The organism is Sphingobacterium sp. UBA7855 (assembly GCA_002500745.1).
GTDB lineage: Bacteria > Bacteroidota > Bacteroidia > Sphingobacteriales > Sphingobacteriaceae > Sphingobacterium.
In genome coordinates this window covers 120145-134885 of sequence record DLST01000003.1, presented here as the reverse complement: position 1 = coordinate 134885, position 14741 = coordinate 120145, and the positions used below count along the sequence as shown (strand labels likewise).

Genomic DNA, 14741 nt, shown 5'->3' with positions numbered 1-14741 from the left:
ATGGATTGGAATACGTGGAATTCGGGAGAGGTTCGGAAGAGATGGAAATTGTATATGATTTGATCATTCTTTTAATATGAAGGTATTTATCGCGGGAGGAACAAGTGGAATAGGTCTAGCATTGGCAAAAAGCTACCTCCAGCAAGTGGCGGAAGTTGCCGTATGTGGCCGGGACCTTTCAAGGCTGACTAATCAGCCAGCATATGATGCGCTGGTCAAGTTTAAAGTGGATGTATGTGATCGGGATGCTTTGGCTGCTGCCGTTGATTCTTTCTGTCACCATGAAACATTGGATCTTTTTATCAATTGTACGGGAAGCTATGCTGATGATGTAGCACAGCGCATCAGCTATGAGGAGGCAAGTGCTATGCTCCGAGTCAATATGTTGGGTACCCTGAATTGTTTTGAAGTCGCCCGCGAAGTCATGTGTAGACAATCAAAGGGACAAATTGCAACAATAGCATCTGTCTCGGGAACTTTAGACTTTCCGAATTCAAGTTTGTACAGTAAAACAAAGCGAGCAGCAATCCAATTGGCTGATGCTTATCGGAGGGCGTTGCTTCCGTTTGGGATTGCAGTGACAGTCATCGCACCCGGGTATGTGGATACATGCAAACTCCGTCAGCTTAATCAGCAGGATCTCTCCAAAAAGCCCTTTTTGATCAGTGTAGATGATGCCACGCAGCGCATCTTAAAAGCGATACAGCAAAAGAAAGAAATCGTTATTTTTCCTAAGCGTATGAAATGGCTGATGGGATTTTTAGGCCTTATCCCCCATGTATTATTAAGTAAAATCATGTTTAGGAAAGCCAAATGGATGAAAAACGATTAAATAAAATAGGAAGGCAGCTCCTCGTTGCCATCTATTGCCTGCTACTTTTTCAACTTACCTATCCCTTTACAGCTGCCTACGCATCCAATTTAGCTGCGGTACCTTCCTTTATATTCGACTTTGAACAACATATTCCGTTCATTCCATGGATGATCTTGCCTTATATGAGCAGTGGACTGTTTTTTTGTCTAGTGCCTTTTTACTGTGGGCAAAAGAAGGAACTTCTGTGCTATGCAAAGCGATTTACGTTTATCACCCTGATTGCGGCCCTATGTTTTCTTCTTGTTCCGCTGCGGTTTTCTTTTGACCGACCGCAGGTTGAAAATCCTTTGTTCACCATTTTCTTTTCTTTCTTAACGGAATATGATTCGCCTTTCAATCAGGCGCCCTCCCTTCATGTCGCCTATGCCTGTCTTTTTTGGTCGGTGCTGCGCTGGAGGTTCAACGGATGGAAGAAAATAATCTTGGGCATCTGGATACTGATGATGGGCTTAGGAACAATGACGGTATATCAGCACCACGTGATCGACCTATTGACAGCTTGTATACTGGTTCAGTTCAGTTTTATCCTTTTCCCGAATGCCATCGAACAATCGGCACAAAGGTTGGCTATAGCGAATAGTTATTACCTCATCGGGTGGATATTCACGTTACTGGCACTCCTCTGCGAGGGATATGTGTTTCCCTTGATTGTTGTTGCTTGGATAGCCTTCGTCTGCTTTGCCGTAGGTTACAGTTACCAGCGCAATAATAAAAGGTTTTTAAAGGATCATCTGGGGCGAATACCGCTGATAAAGAGAGTATTTTATGCTCCTTACGAATTTGCTTACTGGCTAATGTGGCGTTTTTTTAGAAAGAGAAACAATCCGCCGCTGATCGAGTTACTTCCGCGCTGTTACGTGGGGCCAAGATTGAGTGATTCGGAGCTTGTAGCGTTGGGGCTAGGTCGCGATCTGGTTGTTTTTGACCTCGCAGCGGAACTGGAGGAGGTAAAACTCTCAGGTGCCATGCGAAAATATTATTCTCTTCCTTTATTGGATATTGCGGAGGTCGACGTGGATTATGCCCATGAGATCATAGACGCTATGCTATCTGCTTACCGGAACTTGGATGAACATGAAAATATGATCATTCATTGTACCATGGGGTACAGTAGAAGTATGATTTTCGCTATTCTGATGACGCGCGAGTTTTTATCTTTAGATTTAAATAATGCTATAGATCACGTAAAGTCGATCAATAGGCATATGGTGCTGCGAGGTCACGCGATACAGTTGATGAAAATTATCGTCGCTGTTCGATCCTGATCAAAAAAATGGTGGCTTGATCTTTGTTTTTAGTAGCAACAGCTGAATAGATACGGAAATTACATACTTACATACGCCATTGTATAGATGGGATAAATTATAAAAAGATGAAATCAGGTTATTTTAAGAGTTTCGATCAGGGTGAACTGCTATATCGTGTGTGGAATTATCAAGAGGGGCAAAAAGCTTTGGTTGTATTGCACCGCGGGCATGAACATTCAGAACGCCTGCAGGAGATGGCTACCGATCCGCAGTTTGCCGATTATTCCATCTTTGCATTTGATTTGCGGGGACATGGCCATACCAAAGTGCCCGTATCACCGGTATTCATGGATAATGTGCGCGATCTGGATTGTTTTGTCTCCTATATGCGTACCGAATATGCAGTTGACACCGACGACGTCTTTGTCATCGCCAACAGCATTGCCGGGGTTATTGTAAGTGCTTGGGTACATGATTTTGCCCCTCCAATCGCAGGTATGGCTTTATTGGCTCCTGCTTTTGAGATTAAACTGTATGTACCGCTGGCCAACCAGATGATTGCGCTTGGAACCAAGCTGAAAAAGGATCTCGTTATCCAAAGCTATGTCAAGGCGAAGGTACTGACCCATGACATTGAGCAACAACAGGCTTATGATGCTGATCCCTTAATCTCAAAATCCATTAACGGCGCTTTATTGGTTGACCTGTTGAAAGCCGGTGAGCGTATCGTAGACGATGCAGCCGCAATCGATATTCCTGTGATTGTGCTATCTGCTGAAAAGGACTATGTGGTCAAAAACTCAGTGCAAAAGCAATTCTTTGTGTCTATCGCTTCCAAGCTAAAGACATTTATTACCCTGCGCAATTTTTATCATGGTATCCTGTTTGAATCCAACAGACAGAAAGTCTATACCTATTTAAAAGATTTTATTACGAAAGCCTACGCAAGGCAAAAGCCTGAACAGGGGCTGGAGCCTGACGAGTTTTCGGTAAAGGAATATGAGAAATTGTACCATAAGGTGATGCCTGCGGCTGAGAAGCTAAACTATGCTTTTCAGAAATGGACTTTAGGCAAGATCGGATCATTGAGTCATGGGATGAACTTAGGGCTTCGGTTTGGTTTTGATTCAGGAATTTCATTGGATTACGTCTATCGCAATGAGCCAAAGGGCCGGTTGGGATTAGGTAAAATTATCGATAAAGGGTACTTGGAAGCGATCGGTTGGAAAGGAATCCGTATACGCAAACAGCATCTGTTAAGTCTATTAGAAGAGAAGATTGAGCAGATCAAGTCTACAGGCCGACCCGTGAAGATTCTGGATATTGCTGGCGGTACCGGAAATTATTTGTTTGACATCAAAGAAAAATATCCAGAAGTGGAGATCCTGATCAACGAGTTTATGTTGTCAAATATTGCAGTGGGGGAGAAAATCATCAAGAAGAATGGGCTAGAAGGAATACGTTTCAGCAACTACGACTGTTTTGATCCCGAGACTTACGAAAAACTGGATTTTGTACCTAATATTGTGGTGATATCTGGTATTTTCGAATTATTTGGCAACAATGAAATGGCGAGCAGGGCGGTATATGGTGCGACTTCCATTTGTGAGGAAAACAGTCATCTGGTGTATACCGGACAACCATGGCATCCACAATTGAAAATGATCGCTTATGTGCTGAACAGTCATCAGAAGAAAGACTGGGTCATGCGCCGACGTTCGCAGAAAGAACTGGATCGGATTATGGCTTATAACGGGGTAGTTAAGGAGCGGATGCTTATTGATGATTACGGGATATTTACTGTTTCTTCTGGTGCTGTGAAAGCGGGATAATCGCTTCCACTGCTCGGAAATGCAGATCCGATCCGTTTGACTTGAGGAAGATTTATTGCGTATGAAACGTCACATTCCCGATATCGTTGAACTTGAAAGTTTACTTGAAATTGCTAAGATCGCCTTCGAGCAGAAGATGGTCGTATTATTTGGTCGTGATGAAACTGTGAAGTAGATAATTAAGGGAAAGACAATCATTAATCAGCCTAAATTCGCTAAAGCTTAAAAAAGTTGATAGTAATCGTATCAAAAACACTGCTATGCCAGGTGAACGGACTAGAAAAGTCAGTTGGCATAGCAGTAGAAAATCTTAATTCTTATACTCCCGAATTGCCTGAATAATACCTTCCAGATTTTCATTGAAGTCTAGTAGCTGACCGAAGACTTTATCATCTTTTGCTAGTCCTCCATGTTTATTGTTTTTGCGAAAGATTTCTTTGATGGCTTCCCAACGTTCCTGCTCGACAGTGTTCAGTAGTCCGGCAAGCTCTTTTAGTTTCAAAAGGTTACTTTCCGTGTCCGCAGTTAGTGTCTGCGATTCGCTCTCATAGTGTGCGAGAAGAACCTGATCAATTTCTTGCTCATTCATCATAGGAACTACCTGAGCAACAAGTTTGTTCATATTCCGATACGATCCCTGCATTTTAAATGGCGGTTCGGTACGGTAATTATCCTGCATCGCTGCACTCTGAATATAATTCTGATTCACTTTGATCACGACATTTCTGATTTTTAGCACATGCCGTAGCACAGCGATAAAGTCGTCAATATCCTGTTTCAGATAGTTTCCCTCTAAATTTGGCAATTGATCCATAACAGACTGTGCATAGTTAACCAGTGCATAGAAGTCGTTAAATGACTTGCTTGCAATCTTCTCGAGGTAACTGTTTTCAATAGCCGCATTTTCAATCAAGCTGAGGTTGAATAATGCTTCGGTATCACCGATTACATCACCAAGATTGTATACGTCGGCCCGATTGGCAAGCATGTCGGGAATCTGAAACTTAGAGCCACTCTCGGTATACGGATTTCCGGCCATCACAATGCAGAAGCGCTTGCCACGGAGGTCGTAGGTCTTGCTCTCACCCTCAAAAATACCATCAATCTTACGTTGACCATCGGCCAGAGAGATAAATTTCTGTAAAAACTCGGGATTTAGGTGCTGAATATCGTCCAAATACAGCATAACATTGTCAGCCATCTCAAATGCAAGATTGATCTTTTTGAGCTCTTCCCGTTCTCCGGATGTTTTCGCTTCAATCGGATCAATGGATGTAATCGAATGACCAATGGTGGGGCCGTTGATTTTTACAAAATGTAAACCCATCGTTTTGGCAAGGTATTCCATCAAGGTGGTCTTACCATAACCCGGAGGCGATATCAATAGCAGCATACCCATACGGGCCGTACGCTTGTTGTCACCTGCGGCTCCCAGCTGTTTGGCGAGGTTATTTCCGATCAATGGAAAGTAAACTTCGTTGATCAGTTTATTACGTACAAAGGAAGTCAGTACTTTGGGTTCAAACTCACCGATCTTTAGTTCTTTGGCATAGGACTTCGCAAGCTGCTCTTTCAATGTGGAGAAAGCCACAAAACGAGGAACGTTATACTCACTGAATTGCGCTAGACGTGCCAAAAATTCGTGATATTGGATATGCTCCTCTCCATTGTTCAGGATTGCATGATTGCCTTTTAATCCGCTGATATGTGCTTGGTCCTTTGCGATGATCAGGTGATACGCATGGGTTGGATAAAGCAACAAGATCGCTGCTTCCTCAATATATTTGCGTAGCGTATGATATTCAGGATGCTCATCAACGAAGGAGTTGAGCCAGTTTAAGGTCAGGTAAAAGCGATCTACCAAGCTAAATTGTTCATTCTGAATATCTGCTTGAAATAGCTTGTAACTTTTCTTGGATTCAAGCAATCGAATAAAAGCCTTTTTCAGTTCGTCAGACTGTTCACTGACGACAAAGGTATTGTAGCTCGTAAACGTCTGAAAAAGGTAAGTCGCCAGTTCAGGGCCGTGAATGGTGGAGCGATCCAAATGTGTCTCCCATGCATTGAATAGCTTGGTCAATTCATCAATGACAGATTGGTAACGATTCGAATTTGGAAATGTTTTTAATATCGTGTATGTCGAGTGTATCAGTGCCAGCTGCTTTGTCCGTTGATTATCCGAAAGGGATTGCCAAAATAGCTGAGCCATCGTACGCAATAGTGGATTATAGCGAAGTAGGTCCAATTTGGTATCCAACTGTTTGACCGTATCATAGATCATCAATGCATCCACATTGTGCACTCCTTTGACATAACCTTCCGAATAACTTTGCTCCACAGTTTGTGTGATAAATAATGCGGCATCAAAATCTTGTTGTCCTTTTGAAGCAACGAAAGCTTTGTATGCAAGGTATTCTGCACGATAAACTTCCTTATTTTCAGAGACAAGTTCCTGATCCCAGATATCCTGAAAACTGTTGATTTCCTCGGCCTGCACCTTATGATAGAAACTTGTCCCAGTCAGGTGGAAATACAGTTCGTCATTTCTGCGCAGTAAGGTAAGGCTGAGGGATTGACTATTGACCGCAAACTTATGCTTGCCCAGCGCGATGATATTTTCACCGTCCACAAAGAGGTCATTCTTATCCCGTAAAACCCGTAAAGCGTCTTCCTGTGATTTCTTTAATAGGTTTTCGAGATTTTCTGCTTTTGAGACATCCTGCAGTGTTTTTAGCTCCTGTACCAACTGTCTGATCTTGTCGATCATCAGGTCCGAGGCAAAAAAGCTGAGGATTTCTTCCCGCGTTAAAAATGTCTTGGATTTGTTTTCAATGTTCTTTAATACACGCAGACCAATCTGTTCGAGCGAGGAGGTACGCTTGTTGATCTGTTCAACGATTTGTTCTCTACGAGAATTAAAAGCCTTGATAACCTCATCACGTTTGTCCGCGATTTTGAGGGCAAAATCTTCAAATTCAGAAAACTTGCTTTCGAGTTCCTCCAGCTGAACGATGACTTTTGTGTAATATTCGTCTACCTTTTCGGTTGTCGTTGACAGTTCGAGGTAGTTGGTAACCGATTGTTCCAACAACGTCAGCTGTGCTGAGAACTCCGCTATCGCTTCCGTACTTTTCAATGAATTGAGTTTTCGCGTAAGCTGTGCACGAACCTCATTTAAGGAGGAAAAGATAACCGAAATCTTCTCAATGATTTTGGTAGTCTGCGTGGAGTCGTCAATTTTTAGACTATTGAGGATATCAATCAATAGTTCCAGTTCGCTTGAAATGGCCGAATTGGCTTCCTCAATTGCTTTGGCATCGTAGACCTTCACTATGGCCTCTACATTCTTCTTTTGCTGCTCTACTTTCTGTTCATATGGAAGCAGCGCTTCATCACGTAGCAGAAAAGCAATGGTTTTTTCGGCCAGTTCGGAGGTGATGCGCTGCAATTTTTCCAACAGACGGTCTATCCTGACCGTATCAATATATTTTACATTTTTAAGGTCGATGATCTCACCCTGAAGACGACGGGAGTCGGCCAATTGATGGACGAGCTGATCGAGTTTGTCCACAACGGTACTATTGATGGAGAAGGTGAGTTCTTCCATTTTCTTTTCTGCTGCTATATTTAATTCTGCGGCATGTTTGCGTTGCGCCTGTACTTTTACGAATTCATCTATAGCGGTATTGGCGACTTCCTTGATCTGTGTTAATGGCTGGCCCAGATTTGATAAAGCGTCATCTTTGATCCAGAAATAGGAATCCAATAAAACCGTGGATTTTTTGAGGATATCTTCATATAAACCTTCGTAACTGTCCTCTTTGTTGATCAGTTGGATGACTTCCTGGGCCTCGGCCATGGCCTGAACGATCTGTTTATTACCTACTTTATAAAGGGGATCATCTTTCTTCTGCTCATTTTCTTTAAGCATGGCCATATAGGGTGTTTCCCAGATCTGCACCTGATGATGTCTGGTGGCTTCCGCTTCGGTGCGGAAATAAATTAAGCTACCATCTTTGAACAGGGTAAATCCGTTGCAGATAATCGGGGTCTCAACATGCTGCTGGATGATGTTATAGGACAGTAGGATATAGGTATTGGTTTCCTCCTGGCAGAATATATATAAAAAATCTTCACCATTTGGGGAGGCTATCCTACGCAGGAACGATACATGTTCAAACTGTGCATCAAAAACCTTGTGTGTACCATTTTGTAAGTAATATCCATTGGAAAAAATAATGCCTTGATTGTCCGGTAGTAATATGGCGGATTCATTCAGCGATTTGAGGTTGACCACCTCCTTAGTCCGTTGGTTATAGACAAAGGCTCTGAAATCTTCCTGATATGGCTTTATGCGAACTGCGATAAGATTGCCAAGATCAGCGTAGTAATAATCTGCATCATCCAGTTGTTGGTCTGCATTGACCACTTTTTCGGAATAGATCCCTTTGCCGCTGTCTGTGTTGTTTTCGATCTTGAAGGTGATGTCGCCATTGATTGCTTCGATAAAGATCTTATCCATAATGGATATATGGGGATGCTTGCCGAGCCGACGGTCTTCAAGCGTGGTTTTCGTCCAGTCAAATTCAAATTGATTGGGCAATTTGACTTCGTGGATGCTGCGGTCATCCTGATATTGGAGCTGACCATCTTTGATCAGCCATTTGAATGCTTTCAGATCAGCGGGATTTTTGCTGGTCTGAAAGATCATATACAAATAGTTCTCCGTCCTACGAAATTTGGAGAATATAGAGTCCCGATAGTATTTATATAGATTTTGATAATCTGAGATGAAATTTTGATCGTTGATCAGGTCGAGGGACTGCGGAATAAATTGATTATTCTCAAATGCGTAAACACTGAAAACATCTTCCAGCTTGATCTCGGTACGCAGTCCAAAATGCACGTTATACCCAAAAATACATTGGTTATCCAAGGCTAGAATGCCGCGGGCAACACAGTTGTTTTCTGTGGTGATCCGTTGATTGGCTTTGAGCACAAAGCTCGTTGAATTGAAGACTTCTTTACGGGCTTCATTCAGCTGCTGGAGCTTGGTCGCTAGTTCTTCTTTTTGTGTAAGAAGTCGCTTTCGGATAATCTCATATGCACCTTGGTCAAGGCTGTCGTTCTGATTAATTACGTTTTCTTCTGGCATAAAATGGACAGTTCTCTACTGTATTGCTGTGAAAAAATCAATGTAGTGCGTATAAGAGAAGTTTTCGCTTATCTTACACGCAATATGTGTAGGCTTAACATGTCTTAAGACAACTTCTTGTTTGAAATGCCTAAGTTTTTTGCTAGTCCAAATAGGGAGTTGATAAAACCGGCATCTTCACCGTTTTCGGCATCTGTAGCTGCCTGTTGCAATTTGATCAACGCCGCAGAAACTGTTAAGTTCTTGATGTCATTGGAAGAGATTCCATATTTATCCGCTAATCCCCGGACTTTTTCAGCAAGATCACCTTTCCCGTCTGGGCCCAATAGTGAATTCTTGATATCCGTAGCATGTTTGGAATTATCGATCAGATGATCAAAACCTTTCGAATTTGACACCTGGCGCACGATGTTTTCGAAGAACATGGTTTCACCACCCACGATGTCAATCTTCGCCGTTTTAAGTGCCTCGGATAATACCCCAGCCTGTGCTTGTGCAATATCTTTTTGGATGTTGATCTGTGCAAGTTCGATGTCACGCTCTTTCTGTAACTGTAATTTGAATTCTTCGTGATCTTTACCTACACCGTCAAGTTTTTTCATGGCTTCGGCTTTCTCTTCGATACCTTTTGCTTCGGCTAGTGCTTTTTCTCGAACGACTTCCGCCTGTGCTAAACCTTCTTTGCGCATGGCTTCGGCTTTTTTCTCGATCACAGTTGCCTGTACAGTGCCTTGCTTTTCTTCGGCTTCGGCTTTTGCAACCATTACTTCGGCTTCTGACAAACCTAATGCGGCTTCTTCTTTCGCCTGCGCTTCAGCTATGATCTTACGGCTTTCAGCCTCTTTGAGTGATGCTTCTTTTTTCGCTTCGGCGTCTATTAATAATTCCTCTGCACGTTTTTCAGCAATCTTACGTGCTGCTTCGGCGTCGATCACTTTTTTCTCAGCTTCTTGTTCTGCCGCAATTTTCGCTGCTTCAGCAGCTTTTACCGTAGAAATTAACTTCTCTTCGGCTTCTTGTGATGCTGCGATAACGCCTGCTTGTTTCTTCCGTTCTACTTCCCGGAATACTTCAATGTCTCGGACGCCCTGTTGTTCTTCAATAACACCCTTCTCCAATTGTACCCGTTCCTTAATAACACCCTGGATGCTTTTCTTTTCGGTCTCAATCGAACGTTCTTTGTCAATCTGAGCCAAGGTAACGATACGCTCACGTTCGGTCTGCTCCAATGCACGATCTTTCTCTACACGTTCTGCTTCGACAGCATCTGTACGTTGTTTGTTCTTCTCGGCAATGATGATCTGACGTAGTTTATTTTCTTCCTGTACGGCCAGCTGCTCTTCGGTCGAAATGCGGACGCTTTCATATTTCAGGCGCTCTTCCTCACGCACTTTTGCGATTTCCGCTTCTTCCCTTGCCTTGATATTATCAATTTCACGCTTTTGTTTTTCTTCTTTTTCAGCAAGTTGGCGATCCAGTTCTAAAATAGCCTCACGCGCTTCAACGTTCTGCTTTTTAATCAACTTCTCTTCATCTCGACGGATAAAGTTGGCATTGATATTTTGTTTTGCAGTCAGCTCAGTAATCTTCTTGATACCTTCACTATCCAGGATATTGCTAGGATTCAAATGTTCGATATCTGTTTGTTCGAGATAGTCGATCGCACAGTCATCAAGGATATAGCCGTTCAGGTCTGTGCCAATGATGTCGAGGATTTCATCGCGAAACTCACGACGGGCTTCATACAATTCGATGAAGTCAAATTTCTTCCCTACGGTCTTGAGTGCTTCAGAAAATTTGGATTCGAAGATGCTCTTTAATGTTTCAGGTTCGCTGGCACGATCGCAGCCAAGGTTCTGGGCAACGTTAATCACATCGTCTACATTTTTGTTGACGCGGACAAAAAAGGCCACTTTGATATCAGCACGGATATTGTCTTTACAGATCAGTCCTTCGCCTTGCATCCGGGCAATCTCAATTTTTTTGATGGAGATGTCCATGATTTCCATCTTGTGGAAAACCGGAACGACATACATACCCTTGTTGAAGGCAACTTTCGTGCCGCCGACACCTGTCCTGACAATCGCCTTACCCTGAGGGATTTTCTTATAGAAGGCACTCAGTACAACAAAGAATGCAAAGATTAAAAAGACAGCTAAACCGACAATCAGCAATATAATTCCGTTTAAGCCGCTTAAAAATAAAAGAGGTTGATATAGCATATGATTCGTATTTATTTAGATTTTAGTATTTAAATTTTGCTTGCAAAAGCTTCTGAATGACACGGCGATTCTGTTTCCGCATCAATTTTGAATATTGTCTATGGTGATTTCCTTTGTGACATAATAATATTTTTTGTCCCTGGATTCATCGACGATAATGACGTCATCTCCATAAGCGATTTTCTCCCCATTATGGCTGACTACATTGAGGCGGATCGGATCCTGTTGAATGATAAATTCTGCGGAGCCTATTTTCTTTCCTTCAATGCTCGCTCTCATTTTTCCCATTCGTCCAAGAAAATCATGGCCTTCCTCTCCATTGTAACCAATGTTTTTAAACATCCTAGCTAGTGGCTTAGTGAGAAAATGCATTAAAATAAAGGTGATAATGAATACAGGAATTAGGATTAATACCGACTTTATTCCCCATGAAGCAACGTTGATAAAGAGTGAGGAAACAATCGTAATAATCCATCCTATAAATTTAAACAAGGTCACGATAAGCATGATGGGTACTTTTCCAACATTGATGTAATCCATCGCCTTTGTGAAGAAACTTGGTTCTCCATGACTATCGGTATTTGTATGATGATGGTTTGCATGATCGGATCCCTCATGTGCGATATCATGGGTGCCGTCAACATCAGTAACATCGGGCGTAGGGTGAAGGTCTATATCTGCATCTGCATCAAATAAATTCACTCCGTCGCCCATCAGAAACATAAATAACCAATACACTACAGACAGGCCTGTTAGTACTGTCATAATTCCATTCGATAATGGATTAAATAAGATATTGATTAATTCTGTCATCGTATTTTCTTTTAAATTTTTTCTCGTTTGAATGTGTAATGAAACGACCAAGAGTGACCATTGACCTCCAAGTCTTGCATCGCAACCAATTCCCAGCCCTGACTACCTAGATCATTCAGTATCTCGTCGATTTTGTCCGAATCCAATTTGGTTCCCCAAAAACCTTTGGGCTCGATTTTGACTGTCTTATACTCAAATCTCCGCATCGCCATTTAATTTTCGTTTTAACTCTTCTAATTCATTGTTGACAGAGTCAGAACCACCGAGGTTCTCATTGATCTCATCGATCTTACTTTTGTTGTTCGTTGCGATTTCACCATAGGCTTTGGCCAAGGCTTCATCTTCTTCGACCTTTTCTTTCATGCGCTCCAACATGGAAATTGTGCTGTTAGAATCAATATTAGCGAGCTGCTTGTTGACCATTTTGGCTGCATTGGAAACTTTCACACGTGCTTTTAAAGTTGAAAGTTCGCTTTCCCACTTCGATATGTTGAATTTTAGAATGTCTACATTTTTGTGGAGCTCGTCTGCTGAACTTTGATGAATCACTGCTTGTTTCTCTAACTCTCCAGCTTCGATTAATAGCTGTTTTTTCAGCAGCAATGCCTCTTTTGCCAAACCTTCTGCCTTTTCTGTTGTCAGCTCTCCCTTTTGTGCTTTTTGCAGTAATAGAATAGCTTTCTTTTCAAATTCATTGGCCTCTTCTTTTTTCTTCTCACCATTATTTTGCGTACGTATAGCTAGCGCTTTTACTTTTGCGTAAGCTTCTAACGATTGCTCTAGGTCTTCTTTCATCTCACGGATACCTTGCTCCGTCATTTTGATGGGGTCTTCCATTTTATCCACGACTGCGTGAATCTCTGCTTGACCGATTCTGAAAATTCTCTTAAAAATATTCATTGTTCTATAATTTTGAAAAACTTATTAACTGATTGTAGTACTCACTCATTAAAAGACTCAGCGAATTGATAGCAGCATCAAATTCGTTCTGGTCGAGATTATGTATTTGTAACGTATATCGAAATATAACTTTGGTACCGTCTTCCGTCAATGCAAAACCACCGTGGATAATATCTCTATTTTTTATCAATAATGATTTGAACATATCGATGTTCTCATTGCTTATGGTAAAAAGGTATTGCTCAAAAATAACGATGGGCTGTGCAACGCCTACGATGAGGTTGCGAATTCCATCATCTTCATTTTCGATGACAAAAACCCCCTCTTTTTTATCCTTATGAGTAATGGTATAACCAATATTGGCGATATAATTTTCAATTTTTGAGAAGTACATAATCAAGTTTTTTATATATTGCACATATTCTTTGCATAAAGATAATAAAATGCAAAAATATTTTGCAAAAATAATTCAATTTTTTTTAAAATGAGTCACGTAGGAAACAACATTAAGAAATTAAGAAAAGTGAAAGGAATGAGCCAGCAGGCTTTCGGGGATGTTTTTAATCTTACTAGAGGTAATATTTCTTCTTACGAAGAAATGCGCGCAGAGCCGAAAATTGAAACTGTCCTGAAGATTGCAAATTATTTTGGCATTCCTGTGCAGCATCTTATTGAAAAGAATCTTTCTGTCAATGAAATTCTCAATTTCAATGATTATTTCCAGGCTAATGTACCGGTGATTGGCAATAAGAAGTTTTTGCACATCCCTTTTTTGGATAGGGAAGTTGTTCTTGACGCGAGCGCTCATTTCTCAAAATTCAACGAACTTCCGATCATTGAATTTCCGTTGCAAAGCCGCAATAGATGTATAGCTATCGAATTTTCGGATGCTATCCCCGTGCCGAGCGATTTCGTAGCGGGTTCGCATGTAATTTTGTTTTTCGAAGAGGTCGATCTCGAAAGTTTGCATACCTTGGACAACGCTTTTGGTTTATACTTCTCCGCTCAGGAATTTTTTATTGGGAAATATAGCTTAGCGGAGAAGGAAATTAATCTAGTCCTAAATGCTTGGAAGAAAGTTGATTTTATATTGACTGAAAAAGAATATTTTTGGAAGTTATATGGTAAATATGAGCGTATCTGATAGGGGCAAGGCTTCAGAGGCTAAGGTTGTTTACCGTTTAAAATAAAGTGTTTCAGCAATGGACATGCGGTTTAAGGTAGGACAAATATCTTGTCCTACCTTTTTCTTTTATTAGAAGGGTAGGTCATCTTCATTTTCATCTTCAAGGGTAGGAGATTCTTCTTTAGCATTGTTAGGGTCTGATAAAACCATGAAACTATCCACTTTAATTTCAGTGATATACTGCTTTACTCCTTCTGCATTCTCATAGTTACGATAGGTAAGCTTACCTTCAACCATCAGCTTCGTTCCGCGTTGGCATTTCTTTTCTATGGTTGTGTTTTGATTGCCCCACACCACAAGTGTATGCCACTGGACTTCCTCAACCCATTCTCCGGCTTTGTTCTTAAATAGATCATTGGTGGCGAGACGTAATATGGAATAATTTGTACCTGTGGAAGTTGTTTTGATGATCGGATCATTTCCAAGATGACCCACTAACTGTACTTTGTTACGTAATGTACTCATGTGTCTAATTTTTAAATGTTTTTAATAATTCTTATTTTAGTTGATGT

At 41.4% G+C, this 14741-nt stretch carries 11 protein-coding genes; 4 read left to right on the top strand and 7 right to left on the bottom strand.

The annotated features are described in order from the left end of the window. The first annotated feature begins 76 nt into the window (after positions 1–76). From B2107_RS03180 to B2107_RS03170, 3 genes are all read left to right on the top strand, one after another. A complete protein-coding gene (locus B2107_RS03180) occupies positions 77–832 on the top strand; it encodes an SDR family NAD(P)-dependent oxidoreductase (protein WP_293953047.1) in 756 nt (251 codons plus the stop codon). Beyond that, positions 814–2139 carry a phosphatase PAP2 family protein gene (locus tag B2107_RS03175; protein ID WP_293953045.1) on the top strand — a complete coding sequence of 442 codons (1326 nt, stop codon included), beginning with the start codon at positions 814–816 and terminating at the stop codon, positions 2137–2139. The genes B2107_RS03180 and B2107_RS03175 overlap by 19 nt, the downstream gene beginning before the upstream one ends. A gap of 107 nt (positions 2140–2246) precedes the next feature. Further along, positions 2247–3953, top strand: coding sequence for a bifunctional alpha/beta hydrolase/class I SAM-dependent methyltransferase (locus B2107_RS03170; RefSeq protein ID WP_293953043.1), 1707 nt, complete (start codon positions 2247–2249; stop codon positions 3951–3953). Between the two features lie 310 nt (positions 3954–4263). Here the strand turns inward: B2107_RS03170 and B2107_RS03165 are convergent, their stop codons facing one another. The 6 genes from B2107_RS03165 to B2107_RS03140 all read right to left on the bottom strand — a co-directional run bounded on the left by B2107_RS03165 (position 4264) and on the right by B2107_RS03140 (position 13437). After that, the gene (locus B2107_RS03165) at positions 4264–9108 is read right to left on the bottom strand and encodes a DNA repair ATPase (RefSeq protein WP_293953041.1); all 4845 of its coding nucleotides are present in this window, start codon (positions 9106–9108) and stop codon (positions 4264–4266) included. A gap of 104 nt (positions 9109–9212) precedes the next feature. Then, positions 9213–11330 carry a flotillin family protein gene (locus tag B2107_RS03160; protein ID WP_293953039.1) on the bottom strand — a complete coding sequence of 706 codons (2118 nt, stop codon included), beginning with the start codon at positions 11328–11330 and terminating at the stop codon, positions 9213–9215. An 81-nt stretch (positions 11331–11411) separates the two neighbouring features. Then, the gene (locus B2107_RS03155; RefSeq protein WP_293953037.1) at positions 11412–12143 is read right to left on the bottom strand and encodes an OB-fold-containig protein; all 732 of its coding nucleotides are present in this window, start codon (positions 12141–12143) and stop codon (positions 11412–11414) included. An 11-nt stretch (positions 12144–12154) separates the two neighbouring features. Beyond that, a complete protein-coding gene (locus B2107_RS03150; protein ID WP_293953035.1) occupies positions 12155–12349 on the bottom strand; it encodes a DUF4177 domain-containing protein in 195 nt (64 codons plus the stop codon). Continuing rightward, positions 12336–13043, bottom strand: coding sequence for a PspA/IM30 family protein (locus B2107_RS03145; protein WP_293953033.1), 708 nt, complete (start codon positions 13041–13043; stop codon positions 12336–12338). Before B2107_RS03145 ends, B2107_RS03150 begins: the two co-directional genes overlap by 14 nt. Positions 13044–13047: 4 nt before the next feature. Further along, positions 13048–13437, bottom strand: a complete 390-nt coding sequence (locus B2107_RS03140; protein ID WP_209577641.1) for a YbjN domain-containing protein — start codon at positions 13435–13437, stop codon at positions 13048–13050. 90 nt (positions 13438–13527) lie between these two features. On the opposite strand from B2107_RS03140, the gene B2107_RS03135 reads away from it, so the two are divergent. Continuing rightward, positions 13528–14187, top strand: a complete 660-nt coding sequence (locus B2107_RS03135; RefSeq protein ID WP_293953031.1) for a helix-turn-helix domain-containing protein — start codon at positions 13528–13530, stop codon at positions 14185–14187. A 111-nt stretch (positions 14188–14298) separates the two neighbouring features. Here the strand turns inward: B2107_RS03135 and B2107_RS03130 are convergent, their stop codons facing one another. Then, positions 14299–14694, bottom strand: a complete 396-nt coding sequence (locus tag B2107_RS03130; RefSeq protein ID WP_293953029.1) for a single-stranded DNA-binding protein — start codon at positions 14692–14694, stop codon at positions 14299–14301. Between the last annotated feature and the right edge of the window lie 47 nt (positions 14695–14741).